Raw genomic sequence first — 22,481 nt, forward strand, 5'->3', positions numbered from 1 at the left:
CTTTCACCGGCTTGAGGCGTATGCCGCTGGGCCGGCTTCGCGACGAATGTGCCCTTCGTGCCGGGTCTCGTCCCAGTCGAGTGGCCAGCCCGCGGGTGACCGAGAGGGTGAGAACCGACGCACATTCGATACGGTCGATCCCGTGACTGGCTCCTCTCCGACAACCCGTCCGAACCAGCCCGCCGAGCCGCCCAACAGGGCGACCACGAAAGCGACCGTCCAGCCCGCGGCCACACCGGTGGCCGAGGTCGGCCTGACCGACGACACCGAGGCGGGAGCCACTCATCTGGCCCCCGGGAAGCGAATCAGCGACGCACCGACCGTCGAGGGCATGCCGGGCGGCGCCAGCCCCATCGGACGCATCCCGGTCATGGACGTGCGACCGATCGTCGACTGCGGTCAGCGCCCGGCCAAGTCGGTCGTCGGGGAGGACTTTGTCATCCGGGCCAGGGTGTTCCGCGAGGGGCACGACGCGGTCAACGCGCAGGCGGTGCTGACTGATCCGGACGGCCGGGACCACTACTTCGCCATGCACTGCGACAACATCGGCCTGTCGGAGTGGAGCGCGACGGTTCGCGCGGACCGGACGGGCTGGTGGACCTACCGCGTCGAGGGCTGGTCCGACCCGTACGCCACCTGGGCGCACGATGCGGGAATCAAGATCAGCGCGGGTGTCGACGAGGAGCTCATGTGCGCCGAGGGAGTGCGTGTCCTCGAGCGCTTCGCCGAGGCGGTCCGCGGTATGGGCGTCGACGCGAGCGAGATCGACAAGGGCATCGCGGCCCTCAAGGACCAGGACCGCCCTGCCGCGCACCGCCTTGGCGCGGCCACCTCCCCCGAGATCAAGGGGCTCGCCACGTGGATGCCACTGCGGGAGTTCGTCTCTCCGTCGCCCCGGTACTCCCTCCTCGTCGAGCGCGAGCGCGCGCTCTACGGCGCCTGGTACGAGATCTTCCCGCGCTCTGAAGGGGCGCATCGGGACCCCGAGACGGGTGAGTGGACGTCAGGGACCCTCCGGAGCGCGGCGAAGCGACTCCCCGCGATCGCCGACCTCGGCTTCGACGTCGTCTACCTGACCCCGATCCACCCGATCGGGACGACCGCCCGGAAGGGCAGGAACAACACGCTGTCCCCGGAGCCCGACGACCCCGGCTCGCCGTATGCCATCGGCTCGCCCGATGGCGGCCACGACGCGATCCACCCCGATCTCGGCACCTTCGAGGACTTCGACTTCTTCGTCGCGGAGGCGGGGCGCCACGGCCTCGAGGTCGCACTCGACTTCGCGCTGCAGGCCTCGCCCGACCACCCGTGGGTCCAGAGCCACCCCGAGCTGTTCACGACCCGCGCGGACGGCACGATCGCCTACGCGGAGAACCCGCCGAAGAAGTACCAGGACATCTACCCGCTCAACTTCGACAACGACCCCGCGAGCGCCTACGCGGAGGTGCGGCGGGTCATCCAGGTCTGGCTCGACCACGGCATCCGCATCTTCCGCGTCGACAACCCGCACACGAAGCCGGTTCCCTTCTGGCAGTGGCTCATCGCCGACGTGGCCAAGGACCATCCAGAGACGATCTGGCTCTCCGAGGCATTCACCAGACCGGCCATGATGCACACCCTCGCCAAGGCCGGGTTCCAGCAGAGCTACACGTACTTCGCGTGGCGCAACGCGGCGTGGGAGCTCGAGGAGTACGGCCGGGAGATCTCGGGGGACGCTGCGGCCTACATGCGCCCGTCCTTCTGGCCGACGACACATGACATCCTCACGCCCTTCATGCAGTACGGCGGCCCGACCGCGTGGAAGCTGCGCGCCGCCCTCGCGGCGACCATGGTTCCCACATACGGCATCTACACCGGCTATGAGCTCATGGAGCATGTCGCCCGCCCGGGTGCCGAGGAGCAGCTGGACAACGAGAAGTACGAGTACAAGGACCGGCAGTGGTATCTCTACGAGCCAGGCGGTCCCCTCGAGAACCGGTCGCTGGCGTGGTACCTCAAGCGGCTCAACGAGATCCGCGGCTGGCACCCGGCGCTGCGGTGGCTGCGCAATCTCCACTTCCATCGCGCCGACGACGACAGCTTCCTCGTCTACTCCAAGTCGAGGGTGGTGGATGGGCACCGCGACACGGTTCTCGTCGTCGCGAACCTGGATCCGCACGCGACCCGGGAGACGTGGGTGCACCTCGACATGGAGGCACTGGGCCTGGCGACGTGGTCGACGTTCGACGCGCACGACCACGTCCTGAACCAGACCTGGACCTGGCGACAGGACAACTACGTCCGACTCGGTCCCGACTCCGAGCCCGTTCACATCATCAGCGTGAGGAGCCACTGAATCAATGCAGGGACTCAACCTCGCCCAACCCGGCCTGAAGTACGACACCCAGTGGTTTCGCAAGGCCGTCTTCTACGAGGTGCTGGTCCGCGCCTTCTCCGACTCCAAGGGCTCGGGAGCCGGAGACTTCACCGGACTCATCGGCCGACTCGACTACCTCCAATGGCTCGGCGTCGACTGCCTCTGGCTGTCGCCGTTCTACGCGTCGCCGCTGCGTGACGGCGGCTACGACATCGCCGACTACAAGGCGGTGCTGCCCGAGTTCGGCACCCTGCCGGAGTTCACCGAGCTCGTGTCGCAGGCGCACGCCCGCGGAATCCGGATCATCACGGACCTCGTGATGAACCACACGAGCGACCAGCATCCGTGGTTCCAGGCGAGCCGTGCCGAGCCCGACGGCCCCTACGGTGACTTCTACGTCTGGTCCGACACGGACGAGGGCTATCCCGACGCCCGCATCATCTTCGTCGACACCGAGGTCTCGAACTGGACGTTCGACCCGGTGCGCCGACAGTTCTTCTGGCACCGCTTCTTCTCGCACCAGCCGGACCTCAACTACGAGAATCCGGCCGTGCAGGAGGCCATGTTCGACATCGTCCGGTTCTGGATGGACCTCGGGATCGACGGCTTCCGACTCGATGCGGTGCCGTACCTCTTCGAGGAGGAGGGCACCAACTGCGAGAACCTGCCCCGGACGCATGAGTTCCTCGCCCGGGTCCGGGCCATGGTCGACGAGGAGTACCCGGGCCGGATCCTGCTTGCCGAGGCGAACCAGCCTCCGGCGGAGGTCGTCGACTACTTCGGGACGGAGGAGGATCCCGAGTGCCACATGTGCTTTCACTTCCCCGTCATGCCGCGCCTCTACTACGCGCTGCGTGAGGAGAAGGCGGAGCCGATCGTCTCTGTGCTCGCCGAGACCCCGCCCATTCCGCCCGGAACCCAGTGGGGCACCTTCCTGCGCAACCACGACGAGCTCACCCTCGAGATGGTGTCGCCCGAGGAGCGGGCCGCCATGTACGGCTGGTACGCGCCGGACCCCCGCATGCGGGCCAACGTCGGCATCCGACGCCGCCTCGCGCCCCTGCTGGACAACTCACGACCGGAGATCGAGCTCATCCACGCGCTGATCCTCTCCCTCCCCGGGTCGCCCTGCCTCTACTACGGCGACGAGATCGGGATGGGCGACAACATCTGGCTCACCGACCGGGATGCCGTGCGCACCCCGATGCAGTGGACGCCCGACCGCAACTCGGGCTTCTCGACCGTCGATCCGGGCAAGCTCTACCTGCCCGTCATCTCGAGCCTCGTCTACCACTACAACAACGTCAACGTCGAGGCGCAGATGGCCACCTCCGCGTCACTGCTGCACTGGATCCGCGGCATGGTCCAGGTGCGTGGCCGGCATCCGGTCTTCGGGCTCGGCGACTTCGAGGTGGTCAGCGCCGACAACGAGACCATCCTGGCGTTCACCCGGTCGATGGACGCCGACGGGAACGACCCGGCGGAGGCCGTGCTCTGTGTCAGCAACCTGTCGAGCCGCCCGCAGGCGGCCACGATCACGCTTCCGGAGCGCTTCGCGGGCCGGCAACTCGTCGACCTGTTCGGCGGCAGCGGGTTCCCCTGGGTCGCCGCAGACGGCCGAGTGACCATCACCCTCGGCACGCGCGACTTCTTCTGGCTCCAGCTGCGCAGTGGGGACGGACCCTGATGGCGATCGTGCACAAGGGAGCCTCCCTCGTTCCCTCCAAGCTCGAGCTGATCACGGGTTGGATGCCCGACCAGCGCTGGTACGCCGGCAAGGGGCGGCTCCCGCGCCTCGAGCGGGTCGGCGGCTTCCGCTTCGAGGACCCGGAGGGGCAGGTCGGCGTCGAGGTGGTGCTCGTCGCCGACCTGGCCGCGTCGCCGGTGGTGGTCTACCAGGTGCCCCTGACCTATCGGGGCGCCCCGCTGGAGGGCGCCGAGCACGCCCTCATCGGCACCATGGACCACAGCGTCCTCGGCCCGCGATGGGTGTACGACGGCCCGCACGACCCGGTCTATGTCGCCGGACTCGTCGACACGATCCTCACGGGTGGGCAGAGCGATGAGGCCCAGGCCTCCCACGGGAGCAACGCGCTCGCGGTCGGCCGGCCCACCGGTCTCACGACGGGGACCGTGACGTCCTCGAGGGTGCTCACGGGCGAGCAGTCGAACACCTCGATCATCTGCCGGATGGCAGCGCCTGACGGTGGACCCGCGGAGCCGCTCATCGTCAAGGTGTTCCGCATCGTCCAGGATGGCGAGAACCCCGACGTCGTGGTCCAGTCCGCGCTGACCCGGGCCGGCTCGCCGCGTGTGCCGGCCGCCTTCGGCCACCTGTCCGGCGCCTGGGACGAACCCTCCGGCTCCGGAGCCCAGCAGCACGGCCATCTCGCCTTCGCCCAGGAGTTCATCCCCGGCGTCGAGGACGCCTGGCGGGTCGCCCTCGTCGCCGCGGCATCCGGCACCGACTTCACCGACCGGGCTCGCGAGCTCGGGGCGGTGACGGCGGAGATCCACCAGGTACTGGCCGCCACCCTCGGGAGGCAGGAGGCCTCGGCAGCGGCCCGCGAGGCGCTGCTGCAATCCATGCGAGGCAGGTATGCCGCTGCCGTCGCCTCTGTGCCGGCGCTTGCCTCCCGCCAGTCCGACGTCGAGGCCCTGCTCGGGCAGGTCAGCTTCGTGGCCTGGCCGCCACTCCAGCGGATCCACGGGGACTACCACCTCGGCCAGGTGCTGGACGTGCCCGAGCGGGGTTGGGTCGCGCTCGACTTCGAGGGAGAGCCGTTGCGGCCGCTCGCCGAGCGGGTCCGCCCCGACCTCGTGCAACGCGACATCGCCGGGATGCTGCGCTCGTTCGACTACGTGGCCGGTTCCGTGCGTCTGAGCAGTGGGGCCTCGACTGACGACGGGCCCGGCGAGTGGGCGGCCGACTGTCGGCTCGCCTTCCTCGATGGGTATGGGTCAGTCGCCGGTGAGCTCCACGCCGACGACCGCACGTTGGTCCGGGTTCTCGAGCTTGACAAGGCCCTCTACGAGGTGGATTACGAGGCCCGGAACCGCCCGACCTGGCTGCCGATCCCCGTCGAAGCCGTTGGGCGGATCCTCTCCGAGAAAGGCCCGCCAGGATGAGCCCGGAACGCAGGACACCGCCGCAACCAGGCCCCCCACCCTCGCCCACGCCATCCCGGCCATCCGAGCCGTCAGGTTCACCGGAGCCCCGCCTTGACGACGCCGCCGTCGAAGCCCTCCTCCAGGGACGGAACGGACAGCCGCACGACCTGCTGGGGCAACACCTCGGGCCCGGTGGACTCACCATCAGCTGCTACCGACCACTCGCAACCTCGGTCCGGGCACGCTTGGACTCGGGCGACGTGGTGGATCTGCAGCACATCCGGGACGGCATCTGGTCGATGACCTCGCCGGACTTCGGCAGCACCCACGACTACCGCCTGCTCGTGACCTACGGCGACGGGGTCGAGCACGAGCAGGACGACCCATACCGCTTTGCGCCCACCCTCGGCGACATCGACCGGCACCTGATCAACGAGGGACGCCACGAGCAGCTGTGGACCGTGCTCGGTGCCCACCTGCGCACCTACCCCGGACCGATGGGCGACGCCTGGGGGGTGTCGTTCGCCGTCTGGGCTCCCCGGGCCAAGGCGATCCATGTCATCGGCGACTTCAATGGCTGGGACCGCCTATCGCACCCGATGCGGGCGCTCGGCGAGTCGGGCATCTGGGAGCTCTTCCTGCCCGGTGCGAAGGAGGGCATGAACTACCAGTTCGCGATCCGAGGTGCCGACGACATCGTCCGCCTCAAGAGCGATCCCATGGCCCGCATGACCGAGGTGGCCCCGAAGCAGGCCGCCATCGTGACCGAGTCGCACCACGCCTGGCAGGACGACGCGTGGATGGGGCGACGCAGGGACGCGGACGCCCACGTCGGGCCGATGAGCATCTACGAGGTGCACGTCGGGTCCTGGCGTCAGGGCCTGGGCTATCGGGGTCTGGCCGAGCACTTGGTGAACTATGTCCGGGACGCCGGGTTCACCCATGTGGAGCTCCTTCCGGTCATGGAGCACCCGTATGTCCCGTCCTGGGGTTACCACGTCACCGGGTACTACGCGCCGAGCTCGCGATGGGGGACCCCGGACGACTTCCGTTACCTCGTGGACGAGTTGCACCAGGCCGGGATCGGGGTCATTCTCGACTGGGTCCCGGGGCACTTCGCCACGGACGACTGGGCGCTGGCCCGGTTCGACGGCGAGCCCCTCTATGAGCACCCGGACAAGCGCCTCGGGTGGCACCCGGAGTGGGGCTCCAACGTCTTCGACTACGGTCGGCCCGAGGTGCGCAACTTCCTCGTCGCCAACGCCGTCTACTGGCTCGAGGAGTTCCACATCGACGGGCTGAGGGTCGATGGTGTCGCCTCGATGCTCTACCTCGACTACGCACGCCAGGCAGGCGAGTGGGTGCCCAACCGGCACGGCGGCCGCGAGAACCTCGAGGCGGTGGCGCTGCTCCAGGAGACCAACGCGACGGCCTACAAGCGGGTCGGGGGCATCGTCACGATCGCCGAGGAGTCGACGGCGTGGCCCGGCGTCACCAAGCCGACCGATCAGGGCGGCCTCGGCTTCGGCTTCAAGTGGAACATGGGCTGGATGAACGACTCCCTGAGCTACCTCGGCCAGGACCCCCTCTTCCGCAGTCACCACCACGGCAAGCTGACCTTCTCGCTCATGTACGCCTTCAGCGAGAACTACATCCTGCCGATCAGCCACGACGAGGTCGTCCACGGCAAGGGCTCCCTGCTCCGCAAGTCGCAGGGATCCCGTGAGGAGCAGGTGGCGACGCTGCGCGCCTTCCTGGCGTACATCTGGAGCCACCCGGGCAAGCAGCTGATCTTCATGGGCTGCGAGTTCGGTCAGGAGTCCGAGTGGTCCGAGGGCCGCAGCCTCGACTGGTGGCTGCTCGACCTGCCGCTCCACTACCGGGTCCACAATCTCGTCAAGGACCTGAACGGGATCTACCGGGCCAATCCGGCGCTGTGGGAGCTGGACTCCCACCCATCCGGCTTCCAGTGGCTTGACGCCGACGACTCCGCGCACAGCACGTTCGCCTGGCTGCGCCTCGGCACGGGCGACCCAGCGGTCGACGCCCCTGTCGTCGCATGCGTCGTCAACTTCAGCGGAGAGACCCAGGAGGGCTACCGCATCGGTCTCCCCCGTGCCGGGTCGTGGCGCGTGGTGCTCGACACCGCCGGCTACCACCCGGGTGCCCCCAGCAGCACCGGTGTGCTCGTCGAGGCGCGACCTGACGCGTGGCAGCAGCAGTCCCACGCCGCCACCATCACCGTGCCGCGCCTGTCCGCGGTCTGGCTCATCCCGGAGCCCGCCGAGCAGCCGGCTGGCTCGACGAAGCAGCGTCCCACGAAGCGAACGTCGAAAGAAGGCTCGTGATGACCCACCCACGTGCAGGACAGCCCGCCCAGGACCGCGACCTCGTCGACGTCGACGAGCTCGTCGCCGCCTATTACGACCAGCACCCGGACGCCGAGAACCCCGACGAGCAGGTGGTTTTCGGCACGTCCGGGCACCGCGGCTCGAGTCTCAACGCGGCGTTCAACGAGGACCACATCCTCGCGACAACGCAGGCCATCTGCGAATACCGGGCCTCCCAGGGGTTCGACGGGCCCCTCTTCATCGGCCGCGACACCCACGGCCTGTCCGAGCCCGCATGGAAGACGGCCCTCGAGGTCCTCGTGGCGAACGGCGTCGACGTGCTCGTCGATGCTCGCGACAGCTGCACGCCCACTCCTGCGGTGTCGCACGCGATCCTCCGCGCGAACCGTGGGAAGACGTCCGGTCCCAGCGGGCTCGCCGATGGCATCGTCGTCACGCCATCCCACAACCCACCCTCGGACGGCGGCTTCAAGTACAACCCGCCGCACGGCGGCCCCGCTGACACCGACGCCACCTCGGTCATCGCGGCACGGGCGAACCAGCTGATCCGTGCGGGGTTGAAGGATGTCAAGCGCGTCCCGTACGACCAAGCGCGAGCCAGCTCAGCGGCATACGACTTCCTGGGTATCTACGTCGACGACCTGCCCGCCGTGGTCGACCTGGCGAAGATCAAGGAAGCCGGCATCCGGATCGGGGCCGATCCCCTCGGTGGGGCGTCGGTGAACTACTGGGGCGCGATCGCCGAACGGCACGGCATCGACCTCACCGTGGTCAATCCGGACATCGATCCCCAGTGGTCGTTCATGACCCTCGACTGGGACGGCAAGATCCGGATGGACTGCTCCTCGCCGGCGGCGATGGCGTCGCTCATCGCGAGCAAGGACCGCTTCGACATCTCGACCGGCAACGACGCGGACAGCGACCGGCACGGCATCGTCACGCCGGACGACGGGCTGATGAACCCCAACCACTACCTCGCGGTTGCGATCCAGTACCTCTTCGGCGACGCACGGCCCGACTGGCGCCCGGACACCGCCATCGGCAAGACCCTCGTGTCCTCCTCGATGATCGACCGCGTCGCGGCTGACCTGGGGCGCCGGCTACTCGAGGTGCCCGTCGGTTTCAAGTGGTTCGTGCCGGGACTGCTCGACGGGTCGGTCGGCTTCGGTGGCGAGGAGTCGGCGGGAGCGAGCTTCCTGCGTTTCGACGGCACGGTCTGGTCGACCGACAAGGACGGGATCATTCTGGCGCTGCTCGCGTCGGAGATCCTCGCCGCGACGGGAAGGACTCCGAGCGAGCTCTACGCGGATCTCGCCGAGCGGCACGGAGCGCCCGCCTACGCCCGCATCGATGCACCCGCCGACCGTGAGCAGAAGGCGAAGCTGTCGGCACTTTCGGCAGCCGATGTCAGCGCGGAATCGCTTGCCGGAGAGCCGATCAGGGCAAAACTCACCGAGGCGCCCGGCAACGGCGCCAAGATCGGCGGACTCAAGGTCGTGACCGAGAGCGCCTGGTTCGCCGCCCGGCCGTCCGGAACGGAGGACGTCTACAAGATCTACGCCGAGTCGTTCCGCGGCCGTGAGCACCTCGCCCAGGTACAGGCGGAGGCCAAGGAGGTCGTGGACGCGGCACTGCGCGGATGACCGACGAACCCGTCACGCGCGGCCGCCTCTTCCTCATTTCGGCGCCGAGCGAGGACACCGCAGCAGCCGTCGCGCTGGCGCTCGGCCACCGACTGCCGAGGTGTCTGGTCGTCGCGGGGTCGCAGATGGACGCCATGCTCGTGAGCGGCCGAGCGCCCGCCGACGACGTCGGTCTGGAGGGCGTGCGTCACCGACTGCTGCGGTGGTCAGCCTGCCTCGCTGCCGCCGAGACGTACCAGCTCGAGGGGTTCGACGCCGTGGTGTGCGACGTGGTCACGGGTGGACACCTCGAGGACTTCCTCGACCTCGCGGCGCCGGAGACCGTTCACGTCGTCGTCCTCGACGACCCACGCCTGTCGGCAACGCCCCGGTGGGGCCTGTGGCTCGATGCCGCCGCCCCGCCCGGGACCCTGGCCGAGGCGGTCCTTGCCCATCTCGACGACGCGAAGGTCCGAACCGTCGAGCCGGACGCGGGCGCTGCATCGGCCGACTGACCCCCGCCGACCCACAGACCCGGCGCGCCGACGATGTCCCCGGCGCCTGTCAGGCCCCGGGGACATCTCGTGCGCTTTGTTGCAGCGGCTCAGAACTCCACGCCACAGGCGGCGTAGCTGCCGAAGATCTCTGCTCCGTAGGCGTCGAACGCATGGTCGATGCCCTTGCCGTTGGTCATCAGCCCATCGTTGGGGTTGTGGTCCGCAAGGACGCCGTCCTGTCCGACAGCCCCCTTGACGTGGATGGTGAAGGACGCCGGCGCTCCGGTCTCGGCGTAGGCATCCTTGATGCAGTCAGCCTGCTCCTGAGTGATCAACCCCGAGTCAGCATCGCCCTGGATCGCGTCGCTGACGACGAGCGTGAACCAGGCCTGAGACTTCGAGCCCGCCATCTCGTTGCCCTTGTCGGACCGGCTCGCGTTGTAGCACTCGTGCGCCCATGCTCCTGCACCGCTACCGAGTACCAGGGCACCTGCCAGTGCTGCTCCGGCGGCCAGCCGCCGTGTCCTACGTCCCAACATGTCTTTTCCCTTCCCCCAGACACACCCCGACCGCCACCCAGTGTGGTGACCCTCGTCACACCACATGGTCCCGTGACAGCATCTCCACGTCCTCGGAATGCACAAAAGTCGAATCGGTGGTATTGGCAATTGCCTGCCTTGTAACGATCCGTCGGGTCTCTGAAGGCCTTAGGTTGGCGCGTGGGCACGACGACGTGCCCAGCACCTGACGGAGGAGATTTCGGATGCGACGATCTCGCATGATCGCGGTCACCGGCGCCATCGCCCTGGCCACTGCCGGACTTGGTGGACTGGCGGCAAGCGCAGGGGCCACCACGGCATCGACGCAGACCCAGAGTGCGGCCCGCACCTACTACGTCCTGGCGAAGAGCGGCGTGTCCGCCGCGAAGCTCGCGAGTCAGCTGACCCAGGCCGGTGCCAAGGTCGTCAACCAGAACGCCGCCATCGGTCTGGTCACGGTGACCTCGACGGATGCCGGGTTCGCGGCCAAGGCACGCAACCTGGCCGGCGTTCAGGGTGCCGCCCTGGATCGAGCTGTCGGCCAGGCGCCGACGGCGATCCAGGTCAAGCCCGACCCGGTGGAGAAGGAGCACGTCTTCAACAAGAGCCGGGCCAACGGCAGCACCACGGTGCCCGCCGCCCCCGAGGGAGCCGACCCGCTCGACGGACTCCTGTGGGGCCACGAGATGGTGGACGCCTTCGCGGCCCGCGCGACGGAGACCGGTGACAAGGTCCGGGTCGGCATCCTCGACACCGGCGTCGATGGCACCCACCTCGACATCGCCCCGAACTTCGACAACGCGCTGTCGCGCAACTTCACGACCGACATCCCGGCGATTGACGGCGCCTGCGAGACCGGAGACTGCGTGGACCCGGCGAACGCCGACGACAACGGCCACGGCACCCACGTCGCCGGCACCATCGCTGCGGCCTTGAACGGTGTGGGCATCAGCGGCATCGCGCCCGACGCCAGCATCGTCAACATCCGCGGCGGCCAGGACAGCGGCTACTTCTTCCTCGGCCCCGTCGTCAACGCGCTCACCTACGCGGGCAACAACGGCATCGACGTCGTCAACATGTCCTTCTACGTCGACCCGTGGCTGTACAACTGCCGCGGGGGCGCTCCGGAGGACATCGCCAACGGCGGTCAGGAGGCGGTCGCCGAGCAGAACATGGTCATCGACACGATGACCCGCGCGCTCGGCTACGCCACCGAGCACGGTGTCGCACTTGTCGGCGCTCTCGGGAACAACCACGAGGACCTCTCGAAGCCGCGGCACGACGTCTCGTCGCCCGATTACGACAACCCGATCTACAACTGGGACACCAAGCCGTGGGAGCGCACGATCGACAACTCCAAGTGCCTCGACCTTCCCACCGAGGGTCCGAACGTCATCGGCGTCTCGGCTCTGGGCCCGTCGGAGCGCAAGTCGGACTTCTCCAACTACACGACCGACCTCACCTCCGGTGAGATCGAGGTGTCCGCACCGGGTGGCTGGTACCGCGACGGACTCGGCACGGCCTCCTACCGGACGAACGGCAACCTGATCCTGTCGGCCGCCCCTCTCAACGTCCTGCAGGCCGAGGGCCAGGTCGACAAGAACGGCAACATCACCAAGCTGGGCCGCGACCTGGGCGTGCTCAAGTCGTGCGTCAACGGCAAGCACAACGAGAACACCTCCGAGTGCGCGTACTACCAGTGGCTCCAGGGCACCTCGATGGCGGCGCCGCACGCCTCCGGCGTGGCCGCACTGGTCGTGGGCGCCCACGGGACCGGCACCTCGGCCAGCAACTTCGGCCTGGCACCTGCCATGACGCGCAGCATCCTCATGGACACCGCGCGCGACCACGCCTGCCCGGAGGGCGGCGTCATGTCGTACGAGGACGTCGGCCGCTCGGCCGAGTTCACGGCGACGTGCGTCGGCACGGCGGACTTCAACGGCTTCTACGGTGACGGCATCGTCAACGCCGTCGGCGCCGTGGAGTAGTCGCCGCTCGGCACACCCGGTTGGTGCCGCCCGCTCACTCGAGCGGGCGGCACCACTGCGTTCTCACCGCGATGCCGTATGCCGCTGGGCCGGGTGCAGGGTGCAGAGCCGCTCCCAGGGTGTGCCGGGTCAGAAGGACACGATCAGAACAGCGCGCTCATGAGCGCCTTGCGTGCCTTGACGACCCGCTCGTCCGTCGAGCCGACGACGTCGAACAGCTCGACAAGGTGCTCACGAGCCGTGTTCCGGTCCGCATCGCTCGTCGCCCGCACCGTGTCGATGAGTCGCAGGAAGGCATCCTCGACGTGCCCGCCGAGCAGGTCGAGGTCGGCGACGAGGATCTGGGCGTCCACGTTGGTGGGCGCATCGGCAGCCGCCGCCCGAGCTGCGGCGAGGTCCACCCCCGCGGTGCGCTGGAGCAGCCCGACCTGGGCCAGGCCGAGCTTGGCGTCCTCGTCCGCGGGGTTCTGCGTGAGAGCCTGGCGGTAGGCATCGGCCGCCTCGTCCAGCTGGCCCGCCTCGATGGCGTCGAAGGCCTTCTGGTGAAGCGGTGGGAGCGGGACGGCCGCCTCGGTCGGCTCGCCGTCTCCCTCGCCGTTGGGTCCCTGGGCGCCGTCGTCAGGACCGGGAGAGACGGTACCGGTGACGCCGTTCTGGGTCGCGAGCGCGAGGACCTGGTCGATCACCGCGGCAAACTGCGCCTCCGGCTGGGCGCCCTCGAACAGGGGCACGGGCTGCCCCTGGATCAACGCGAAACTCACCGGGACGGCCTGCACCTGGAAGGCCTGGAGCGTAGCCGGGTTGCTGTCCACATCGACCGTGACGAGCTGGAAGCGGCCGGCGTACCGCTGCGCCACCTGCTTGGCCGTGGCCACGAAGGTCGCGGACTCGGCGAGCCGGGACGACCACAGGACGAGGACGACGGGATGACGGGCGCTCGCCGCGATGATGTCGCGAAGCGCCGCGTCAGAACCCTCGACGATGACGCCGGCAGTACCACCGGAAGTGGTGGGGGCGGCTCCCCCGCCGGATGCGGGGCCAGCCGGCTGGGCCGGGCGCTTGAGCGAGGAGAGGTCGACGGCACCGCGCAAGGCGGCTGCCGTGAAGGGCTGCTGACTCATGGATCAATCCTGCCTCACCGGCCCGTGCCGCCGACGAGCTGGTCCCATCCCGCGACGACCCGGGCGGCCCCGGTCGCCGGGATGACCAAGGCGACGATCTGGTTGGAGCGCAGACTAGCCTCGCTGGTGATCTGCTTGATACCCGTCAGGAGCGTCAGGTCCTTCGACGGCGTGAGCTTGGTGGGTTGCCGCATGGCGATGTTGTCGGTGCGCACGAGATGGGTGAAGACGATGGCGCCCGAACCGTCCTTGAGGCGCAGGCCCCCGAGGACCTCCTTGGGCTCGTGCGACTGGGAGAAGGTCCCGGTCGCCGCGATGGCCTTGGCCTGCGCGGCAGCGGACTGACGCAGCTGCACCGAGAACGGGTCCTCGACCAGCGCCGCCGTCTCCTCCGGATCGGGGTATCGCAGCGAGTCGGCCAGCGCCTGCGTGGCCTCCTCCGGTGTGATCGCCAGACCCTCGCCGGAGCCGATCGCCTCCGAGCCGATCGAGGTGGCGTCCAGGACGTCCACCCGCGCCTCCGTCAGCATCGGGGTCAGGGCTGCGACCTTGAACTCCTGACCAGTACCGTCACCAACGAGGAGTGCCAGCACGGCTGCCTTGGACTTCTCGAGGCTCGTCTGGACGATGAGCTGCTTCGGTTCGTCGCCCACCCGGGAGACGCCGATGACCTCCGCGCCGGATGTGGACAGCTGCGCGTCGGCCTTCTGCTGGGCGGTCTTGCCCGGCAGCGTCTTGGCCCACGCATTCGCCGACTCGAGCGCAGGGCCGGTGAAGGCCGCCTCCCGCGCTGCCTCACCCGTCGGCGACGTGTCAGCCAGGGCTGCGACCGCCGCCTTGAGTGTCGAGTCCGCCGTCGATGCGGCTGCGGTCGCGGCCACGGCCGGCGTCGGTGTCGATTCCGCTCCCTCGTCGGCGTTGCCGGTGCAGGCGCTCAGCACCGCAAGGGTTGCGAGCGCCGCCACGAGTGCACGGCGGCGAATGGGGGGGCGGGGCATAGAGAGGGCCTTTCGGTGACGCGTCCGATCGCACGGCGCGCACGATCGAGCGGCCGGGACCTTGGCCCGACCGCGATCCACCATACGCACCCCCCGCCCCGAGTCACCAAATCGATGTGGTAGCGCTTGGCAGGTCAAATCGGCCCATGGTGCACAAACCGGCACGGACGCGAAATGAGGCGTCCGCCACGGCCCCGCTCCCCACCGATTGCTGCGAGTCTCAGTCGTCCGACTGCCGCTCGATGGCCGCCTCGAGCCGCTCCAGCTTGCCGTCGAGCTCACCGCTGAAGCCGGGACGGATGTCGGCCTTGAGCACGAGCCCGACCCGAGGTGACGCAGCGGCGATGACGTCGCAGCACCGCTTCACCACGGCCATGCACTCGTCCCACTCCCCCTCGACCGTCGTGAACATCGCGTCGGTCCGGTGTGGCAGCCCCGACTCACGGACCACAGTGATGGCGCGGGCGACGGCCTCGCTCACCGACCCGGTGTCATCGTCAGCAACGGTGGGGGCAACGGAGAAGGCGATCAACATGCCCACACCGTATGCCGCTGAGCCGGCTCTACCGGCCAGCGGGGTGCCGATCCTCCGGAGGGGACTGCGCCACGGCGAGTCAGATGTCGACCTGGGTCAGCAGCGTGTCCGCCGCGGTGTACGGGTCGGTGTCGCCCTCGACGACCCGGGCCGCGAGGGTGCTGAGGCCGTGATGCCCCCGCACCTCCCCGAAGCGCGCCCGCAGCGAGGCCAGGGCGATCGACTCGATCTCGTCCGCCGCCCGGCGCTCCCGGCGACGGCGCAGGTCCCCGTTGGCCTCCATGTGGGCCCAGTGCTTGTCGAGCGCCTCCATCACCTCGTCGACGCCGACCTTCTGCGCGGCGATGGTCTTGACCACTGGAGGCCGCCAGAGCCCCGGCTCGGTGCGGTCACCGAGCGAGATCATGTGCCGCAGGTCGCGCACCGTTGCGTCGGCGCCGTCCCGGTCCGCCTTGTTGACGACGAAGACGTCCCCGATCTCGAGGATGCCGGCCTTGGCCGCCTGGACTCCGTCCCCCATCCCCGGTGCCAACAGCACGATCGACGTGTCCGCGAGCCCGGCGATCTCGACCTCGGACTGCCCGACGCCGACCGTCTCGACGAGGATCACCTGGCACCCCGCGGCGTCGAGGACACGGATGGCCTGCGGCGTGGTCCACGACAGTCCGCCGAGATGGCCTCGTGACGCCATGGACCGGATGTAGACCTCCGGGTCCAGCGCATGGTCCTGCATCCGGATCCGGTCGCCGAGCAGGGCACCGCCCGAGAACGGCGACGACGGGTCCACGGCCAGGACGCCGACGCGCAGCCCCCGCTCGCGGAAGGCGCCGACGAGCATCGTCGTCGAGGTCGACTTTCCGACGCCAGGTGAGCCGGTGAGGCCGATGACCCACGCTCCCCCGGTGTGCGGCGCGAGTGCGGCCATGACCTCGCGCAGGGCGCGATGGCGGTCCTCGACGAGGGAGATGAGGCGCGCGACGGCGCGCGGCGAGCCCGCCCTGGCCGAGTCGACCAGGGCGGGCACGTCAACAGTTCGGCGTGAAGTCACCTCTGCTGCAGGCAGGTTCGTCGCGCCGCGATCAGGCGGACTTCGGCACGCGCACGATGAGCGCGTCGCCCTGGCCGCCACCGCCACAGAGCGCCGCCGCGCCGACGCCGCCGCCACGTCGCTGGAGCTCCAGCGCCAGGTGCAGGGCGATCCGGGCTCCGGACATGCCGATCGGGTGGCCGAGCGCGATGGCGCCTCCGTTGACGTTGATCTTCTCGACGTCGATGCCGAGCTCCTTGGCCGAGGCCAGGCCGACGGCAGCGAACGCCTCGTTGATCTCGACGAGGTCGAGGTCGGTCGGCGCGATGCCCTCCTTCTCGCACGCCTTGGCGATGGCACGCGCGGGCTGCTGCTGGAGGGTCGAGTCCGGGCCGGCGACGACGCCGTGCGCGCCGATCTCGGCGACCCAGGTCAGGCCCAGTTCCTCCGCCTTCGCCTTGCTCATGACGACGACCGCGGCGGCGCCGTCGGAGATCTGCGAGGCGGACCCAGCGGTGATGGTCCCGTCCTTGCTGAAGGCGGGGCGCAGGCCAGCGAGTGAGGCGGCCGTCGTGTCGGCCCGGATGCCCTCGTCCGACTTGAACTCGATCGGCTCGCCCTTCCGCTGCGGAATCGACACCGCGACGACCTCGTCGTCGAAGATCCCGTCCTTCCAGCCCTTCGCGGCGAGCTGGTGCGACCGGGCCGAGAACTCGTCCTGTTCCTCCCGCGTGAAGGCCTGCTCGCCAGTGTTGGCCTGCTCGGTCAAGGCCCCCATGGCCTGGTCGGTGAAGGCGTCCCACAGTCCGTCGTAGGCCATGTGGTCGCGCATCGTGACGTCGCCATACTTGTAGCCCTCGCGCGACTTCGTCATGAGGTGCGGCGCGTTGGTCATCGACTCCTGACCGCCCGCGACGACGATCTCGAACTCGCCCGCTCGGATGAGCTGGTCGGCCATGGCGATGGCGTTGATGCCCGAGAGGCAGACCTTGTTGATGGTGATGGCGGGGACGGTCATGGGGATGCCTGCCTTGGCGGCGGCCTGGCGGGCGGGAATCTGGCCGGCGCCGGCCTGCAGCACCTGGCCCATGATGACGTAGTCGACCTGCTCGGGCTGCACTCCCGCCTTCTCGAGCGCGCCCTTGATGGCGATGCCACCGAGGTCGGCGCCGGAGAAGTCCTTGAGCGATCCCAGCAGCCGGCCCATCGGGGTGCGGGCTCCAGCGACGATCACGGACACGGGACGGTCAGTCATGGTGATGCCTCTCCAACGTCTTTGGGGGTGTCGCTTCCACTCTAGACGCGAGCCTCCAGAAGCCCACTCCCGCATGACCTAGCGCACACACGGGAGTCAGCTCAGCGGCATACGACATTGGTGGTATGCCGCTGAGCTCGCCTGGTACGCACGTGGCGTCAGCGCCCCCGTCGTCCCACGTCGCGGGCGTACGCGTCGAGCACCGCGAGCACGTCGGGCGCACGCCAGAGCGTGCGACGTGCCTTGTGATGGTTCGTGGCGACGAGCACGCCTGCCTCGGTCAGGACGTGGAGGTGGCGATGGACGTTGGTCTCGGAGATGCCCAGCTCCCGGGCCGCGGCGACGGCGTCGACGACGGGGTGGGCGATGAGCAGGTCCGCGAGCCGCCACACTGCCGAGTCGCGCCGGGCACGCACCCGCTCGTGCCACTCGGTCCGGACCGAGGCGATGCGCTCGCGCATGACGCGGCCGTGCTGGACCGCCCGGAGCCCCGCGAGCGCGAAGGCTGTGACGATCGGCTCTGGGTCACCCGAGCGATAGGCGTCCAGGGCCGCCACGTAGCCGTCCCGGTCGTGGAGCAGCCCTCCGGAGACGGGGATGGTGACGTGCCGGGTGACGCCCTTCGCCCGGAGGAGGGCGTGTACGAGGGCGCGGCCGGTGCGCCCGTTGCCGTCGGCGAACGGGTGGATCGTCTCGAACTGGGCATGCGCCACCGCGGCCTGCGCGAGGACGGGCAGATCGTCCCGCGCGCAGAAGGAGACGAGGTCGTCGACTGCCTGGCGGATGCGGGAGTGGTGTGGGGCGACGAAGTCGGCGGTCAGGGGCGTACTGCCGCCCGGCCCGATCCACACCGGCTCGGTGCGCCACCCGACGAGGTTCGGCGACGTCTCGTGCAGCAGCGCCTCCTGCATGCGCAGGATGGCGTCCGCATCGAGCCGGTCGGCGAGCTCGATGGCGGCCACCATGGCTTCGGCGTTGGCCACGACGACGGCTGCGTTGCCGCGGCCGGCACGGGTGACCTCGGCCTCGGCGACGGCCCGGGCCGATGCGGTGAGGTTCTCGATCTGTGACGAGGACGCCGACTCACTGCGCAGCAGGATCGCGTCGAGGCTGGCGAGCTCGCCGGTCGTCTCCGCGTCGAAGGCGCGCATCTCGGCGACCGCCTCCTCGGCCTGAGCCGCGACGCGCGAGCTCACCGTGAGATCGCGGCTGGCGATCGTCGCTGGGACCGCGGCTCGGTACGTGCGGCCCACCGCGGAGCGCTCGGCCCTGGTCACCCCGACACGGTCGAGCGGCGGGTCCCAGACCCGCTCCTCCCAGGTCACCGCCGGCCAGCTCATGCTCCTCCTCAACCGATAAGGGCGCAGGCTGAGATTATCACTTGTTGCCTTAAGTGATAACCGGCGTGGCGAACGGCACGTCGGTCGCGGTGGCAACCCAGCGGCATACGGGCCTAACTTGGGCGCATGACCGCACCTGCAGGCCCGCTCTTCACCCACATCGACCACGTGGGCATCGCCGTGCCCGACCTCGACGAGGCGATCGCCTTCTACACCGAGAAGTACGGCATGGAGCTCCTGCACGAGGAGACGAACGAGGAGCAGGGCGTCCGCGAGGCGATGATGGGCGTCGGCGAGTCGGGCTCGTGCATCCAGCTGCTCGCGCCGCTCTCCCCCGAGTCGACGATCGCGAAGTTCCTCGACCGGAGCGGTCCTGGTATCCAGCAGCTGGCCTACCGGGTCACCGACATCGACGCGGTGTGCGGGACCCTGCGCGAGCGTGGGCTGCGGCTGCTCTACGACACCCCGAAGCGCGGCACGAGCAACAGCCGGGTCAACTTCATCCACCCGAAGGATGCAGGTGGCGTGCTCGTCGAGCTCGTGGAGCCCGCCGCCGACACCCACCACCACTGACGCAACACACCCGCTTGTCGACCGATCCTGCCGCCTACAGGTGGGGTAGGCGGTCGATATGCGGGTGTGTTTCAGATGCCGGCGAGCTCGGCCTGAGTAAGGATGAACAGCGCAGCGGTCCAGGCGAGCGGCGCCGGCCCGGCCGGGCTGCCATCAGGGAGCACCTTCTCGGGCAGGCTGCCCCAGTCCGTCGTGTGTCTCGCCAGCCAGTCCCGCCAGCCGGTCGCGGTAGCCACGTCATCCGCGGCCGCCGCGGTGTAGGCGACCAGCGCGGTCTCCGGGGTCCAGGACAGCCCGTCGGTCTTCCAGCCGACGCCCGGCGCGAGACCTCCTGCCGGGCGGATTGCCTGCCGGGCATAGCCATCCACCGCCGCGATCACATCGGGGTCTGCCGCCGCGGCAAACGGGGGCAGCATCATCGCCGCCGCCGCGTCGAGGCCACCTCGGTCGCCGTGTCGTTCGTAGTCGGGCCCGAAGCGCTCGCCGATGACGGACCGCAACGCGGCGGCCGCAGTGGCCAAGCGGACCGATCGCTCCGAATCTCCTTCTGCGGAATAACCCCTCGCGGAGGCTTCCAAACCTGCTGCAAGCGGTGCGACGGTTCCGAGGGTGACCCGACGCTCCGGGACCTCCCAGTAGTCGGGTGACGCCGGAGGGAGCTCGCGGCCGCCAGCTGTGAGGCGGAGGAGGTGCTCCGTGGCGCGGTCGCGCAGAGGCCGAAGATCGGCCGGCACTGCCTCGCCGGAGGCCGCGCTCACCGCGTCGATGGCCCAGAGCAGCCACCCGGCGCCGTCCGTCTGCCTCTGTCGGTCATCCGGCGCCCCCGCTCCGTCGAGGCGGTATCGCGCCTCGAAGCCGCCGTCCTCGAGCTGCGCGTCGACGAAGAACCGCAGGGTCCGCCACGCGTCGTCCGGGTGGCCGCTCACGGCGTAAGCCACCGCGACGAAGGAGTTGTCGCGCGGCCAGGCGTACGCCCAGGGCCCGTCCGGGCCACCGGCGACCGCCCCATTGGGTTGCGTGAGACCACGCAGGTCGATCAGGGCCCGCACGACGAGGTCACGGTGTTCGGGACCGCCGGGCACGATGCCGCGCTCCAGCCAGGCCAGGTCTGCCGCACTCATCGCGGCCGTCGACGCGCGCCACTCGGGCCCATTGCGCAGGGTCGGGAGAGGCTCGGCCTGCCCCGCACCGAGCTGCGCCGCCATCGCCACCGCGATCGCCGCCACCGATCCGAGCACCAGCCGCCTGCGCACGCGCTCCCCCTCGTCGGGCGCCGGTCTGGGCGGCGCATCGTGCCCGACACTACGGATGATCCGGGCGCCTCGCCACGCTCATCGCCACCGCCCTGTCGCCGGCAGAGGCCAGGCGATGCCCGGCACCCTCGCTGAGGTCGGTGCCACGCGCCTCACCCGACGCCCGGCGGCGGCCGCACAGGCCGGACTCTTCGCCCTGCTCGGAATGGTGCTCGTCGCTCAGGTCGTCGTCGTCCCGCTCATCGCGGCGGCCATTGCCGGGGTGTCGATCCGCCGCCACCCGACCGTCACCCGCCGCCTCACCTGACCCCAACGTCGAGAAGGACGGAAGGACCGGGAGCGAGCGGGCGTGCGTGAGCGAGCTCAGCGGCATACGGCAACGTGTCCATGGGGCCGGCCACCACCTTTGGGGCGGCGCCTGTGTGAGCCCGCCAACTCGTGACTCAGGTCACCTGTGGTGGCAGTCTCAGGAGGGTGCACGGGCGTGAACGGATGGCTACGTTCGGGTAGCAATCCATGACGCCAGCGACCAAAGGACCTCAGATGCAGGCCATCCGCGACGCCATCATCTCCGGAGACCGGAGCCAGGAAACCTTCTCGAACCTCGCGATCCCCGAGTCGTACCGGGGCGCCACGGTCCACAAGGACGAGGTGGGCATGTTCGAGGGGCTTGCGACCCGGGACAAGGACCCGCGCAAGTCGCTCCACATCGACGACGTGCCGGTGCCTGAGCTCGCGCCGGGCGAGGCCCTCGTGGCCGTCATGGCGAGCGCCATCAACTACAACACCGTGTGGACCTCGATCTTCGAGCCGCTGCCGACGTTCGGGTTCCTCGAGCGGTACGGGCGCACCTCCGTGTACGCGAAGCGTCACGACCTGCCCTACCACGTCGTCGGCTCCGACCTCTCCGGCGTTATCCTGCGCACCGGCCCCGGAGTGTCCAAGTGGAAGCCCGGCCAGGAGGTCGTCGCGCACTGCCTTTCCGTCGAGCTCGAGGACGCCGACGGCCACAACGACACGATGCTCGACCCGCAGCAGCGGATCTGGGGCTTCGAGACGAACTTCGGCGGACTGGCCGAGCTGGCCATCGTCAAGGCCAACCAGCTGATGCCCAAGCCCGACCACCTGACCTGGGAGGAGGCCGCCTCCCCCGGGCTCGTCAACTCCACCGCCTACCGCCAGCTCATCTCGAAGAACGGCGCCGCGATGAAGCTCGGCGACCGGGTCCTCATCTGGGGTGCGTCGGGTGGCCTCGGTTCCTACGCGACCCAGATGGCGCTCGCCGGCGGTGCGACCCCGGTCTGTGTCGTGTCGTCCCCCGAGAAGGCCGAGATCTGCCGCGCCATGGGCGCCGACCTCATCATCGACCGCAACGCCGAGGGCTACCGGTTCTGGAACGAGGAGGGCACCGAGCAGGACCCGAAGGAATGGCAGCGCCTGGGCAAGCGGATCCGTGAGCTGACCGGCGGCTACGACGTCGACATCGTCTTCGAACATCCGGGGCGCGAGACGTTCGGGGCCAGCGTCTATGTCGCGCGCAAGGGCGGCACCATCGTCACGTGCGCCTCGACCTCGGGCTACATGCACGAGTACGACAACCGCTACCTGTGGATGAACCTCAAGCGGATCATCAGCTCGCACTTCGCCAACTATCGCGAGTCGTGGGAGGCCAACCGGCTGATCGCGAAGGGGATGATCCACCCCACGCTGTCCAAGTCCTACCCCCTCGACGAGGTGGGGCAGGCCACGCTCGACGTGCACCTGAACGCCCACCAGGGCAAGGTCGGCGTGCTCTGCCTGGCACCCGAGGAGGGCCTCGGCGTCCGTGACCAGGAGCTCCGCGCCCGGCACCTCGACCAGATCAACGCCTTCCGCGGCGTCTAGGCGGATCGGGGTTGGGATTACCGATCGGGAG

At 69.4% G+C, this 22,481-nt stretch carries 18 protein-coding genes; 10 read left to right on the top strand and 8 right to left on the bottom strand.

Annotation, left to right across the window (positions count from 1 at the left end):
* Positions 1–142 precede the first annotated feature (142 nt).
* The 6 genes from VIR15_RS18585 to VIR15_RS18610 are packed head-to-tail and all read left to right on the top strand — an operon-like array spanning position 143 to position 9,955.
* Positions 143–2,335, top strand: a complete 2,193-nt coding sequence (locus tag VIR15_RS18585; protein WP_414654979.1) for an alpha-1,4-glucan--maltose-1-phosphate maltosyltransferase — start codon at positions 143–145, stop codon at positions 2,333–2,335.
* Positions 2,336–2,339: 4 nt separating this feature from the next.
* The gene (gene treS / locus VIR15_RS18590; RefSeq protein WP_331930478.1) at positions 2,340–4,043 is read left to right on the top strand and encodes a maltose alpha-D-glucosyltransferase; all 1,704 of its coding nucleotides are present in this window, start codon (positions 2,340–2,342) and stop codon (positions 4,041–4,043) included.
* Complete coding sequence (locus VIR15_RS18595; RefSeq protein ID WP_331930480.1) at positions 4,043–5,485, top strand: maltokinase N-terminal cap-like domain-containing protein; 1,443 nt, start codon at positions 4,043–4,045, stop codon at positions 5,483–5,485. Before treS ends, VIR15_RS18595 begins: the two co-directional genes overlap by 1 nt.
* Positions 5,482–7,815, top strand: coding sequence for a 1,4-alpha-glucan branching protein GlgB (gene glgB / locus VIR15_RS18600; RefSeq protein ID WP_414654980.1), 2,334 nt, complete (start codon positions 5,482–5,484; stop codon positions 7,813–7,815). The genes VIR15_RS18595 and glgB overlap by 4 nt, the downstream gene beginning before the upstream one ends.
* Positions 7,815–9,461: a phosphoglucomutase (alpha-D-glucose-1,6-bisphosphate-dependent) gene (gene pgm / locus VIR15_RS18605; RefSeq protein WP_331930484.1), complete on the top strand. Its 1,647-nt coding sequence runs from the start codon at positions 7,815–7,817 to the stop codon at positions 9,459–9,461. Before glgB ends, pgm begins: the two co-directional genes overlap by 1 nt.
* Positions 9,458–9,955 (top strand): hypothetical protein, encoded by a 498-nt coding sequence (locus VIR15_RS18610; RefSeq protein ID WP_331930486.1) that lies wholly within the window; start codon positions 9,458–9,460, stop codon positions 9,953–9,955. Before pgm ends, VIR15_RS18610 begins: the two co-directional genes overlap by 4 nt.
* An 89-nt stretch (positions 9,956–10,044) precedes the next feature.
* Here the strand turns inward: VIR15_RS18610 and VIR15_RS18615 are convergent, their stop codons facing one another.
* The gene (locus VIR15_RS18615) at positions 10,045–10,476 is read right to left on the bottom strand and encodes a hypothetical protein (RefSeq protein WP_331930488.1); all 432 of its coding nucleotides are present in this window, start codon (positions 10,474–10,476) and stop codon (positions 10,045–10,047) included.
* Positions 10,477–10,700: 224 nt separating this feature from the next.
* On the opposite strand from VIR15_RS18615, the gene VIR15_RS18620 reads away from it, so the two are divergent.
* Positions 10,701–12,464, top strand: a complete 1,764-nt coding sequence (locus tag VIR15_RS18620) for a S8 family peptidase (RefSeq protein WP_331930490.1) — start codon at positions 10,701–10,703, stop codon at positions 12,462–12,464.
* 143 nt (positions 12,465–12,607) lie between these two features.
* Here VIR15_RS18620 and VIR15_RS18625 read toward each other — a convergent pair whose 3' ends face one another.
* From VIR15_RS18625 to VIR15_RS18650, 6 genes are all read right to left on the bottom strand, one after another.
* Positions 12,608–13,585, bottom strand: coding sequence for a tetratricopeptide repeat protein (locus tag VIR15_RS18625; protein ID WP_331930492.1), 978 nt, complete (start codon positions 13,583–13,585; stop codon positions 12,608–12,610).
* Positions 13,586–13,599: 14 nt separating this feature from the next.
* Positions 13,600–14,550: a hypothetical protein gene (locus VIR15_RS18630; protein WP_331930494.1), complete on the bottom strand. Its 951-nt coding sequence runs from the start codon at positions 14,548–14,550 to the stop codon at positions 13,600–13,602.
* A gap of 253 nt (positions 14,551–14,803) precedes the next feature.
* The gene (locus VIR15_RS18635; protein WP_331930496.1) at positions 14,804–15,118 is read right to left on the bottom strand and encodes a thiamine-binding protein; all 315 of its coding nucleotides are present in this window, start codon (positions 15,116–15,118) and stop codon (positions 14,804–14,806) included.
* 79 nt (positions 15,119–15,197) lie between these two features.
* Positions 15,198–16,142, bottom strand: a complete 945-nt coding sequence (meaB, locus tag VIR15_RS18640) for a methylmalonyl Co-A mutase-associated GTPase MeaB (protein WP_331930498.1) — start codon at positions 16,140–16,142, stop codon at positions 15,198–15,200.
* A gap of 55 nt (positions 16,143–16,197) precedes the next feature.
* Positions 16,198–17,400 (bottom strand): acetyl-CoA C-acetyltransferase, encoded by a 1,203-nt coding sequence (locus VIR15_RS18645; protein WP_331930500.1) that lies wholly within the window; start codon positions 17,398–17,400, stop codon positions 16,198–16,200.
* A gap of 158 nt (positions 17,401–17,558) precedes the next feature.
* A complete protein-coding gene (locus tag VIR15_RS18650; RefSeq protein ID WP_331930502.1) occupies positions 17,559–18,740 on the bottom strand; it encodes a Fic family protein in 1,182 nt (393 codons plus the stop codon).
* A 126-nt stretch (positions 18,741–18,866) separates the two neighbouring features.
* On the opposite strand from VIR15_RS18650, the gene mce reads away from it, so the two are divergent.
* Positions 18,867–19,313, top strand: a complete 447-nt coding sequence (mce, locus tag VIR15_RS18655; protein WP_331930504.1) for a methylmalonyl-CoA epimerase — start codon at positions 18,867–18,869, stop codon at positions 19,311–19,313.
* Between the two features lie 71 nt (positions 19,314–19,384).
* On the opposite strand, the gene VIR15_RS18660 is transcribed toward mce, so the two are convergent.
* On the bottom strand, positions 19,385–20,566 hold the full coding sequence (locus VIR15_RS18660; RefSeq protein WP_331930506.1) for a glycoside hydrolase family 15: 1,182 nt from the start codon (positions 20,564–20,566) through the stop codon (positions 19,385–19,387).
* A gap of 115 nt (positions 20,567–20,681) precedes the next feature.
* On the opposite strand from VIR15_RS18660, the gene VIR15_RS18665 reads away from it, so the two are divergent.
* Both VIR15_RS18665 and ccrA read left to right on the top strand, forming a co-directional pair.
* A complete protein-coding gene (locus tag VIR15_RS18665) occupies positions 20,682–20,873 on the top strand; it encodes a hypothetical protein (RefSeq protein WP_331930508.1) in 192 nt (63 codons plus the stop codon).
* A 236-nt stretch (positions 20,874–21,109) separates the two neighbouring features.
* Complete coding sequence (gene ccrA, locus VIR15_RS18670) at positions 21,110–22,450, top strand: crotonyl-CoA carboxylase/reductase (protein WP_331930510.1); 1,341 nt, start codon at positions 21,110–21,112, stop codon at positions 22,448–22,450.
* Positions 22,451–22,481: the final 31 nt, after the last annotated feature.

This window comes from Intrasporangium sp. (assembly GCF_036566125.1).
GTDB lineage: Bacteria > Actinomycetota > Actinomycetes > Actinomycetales > Dermatophilaceae > Intrasporangium.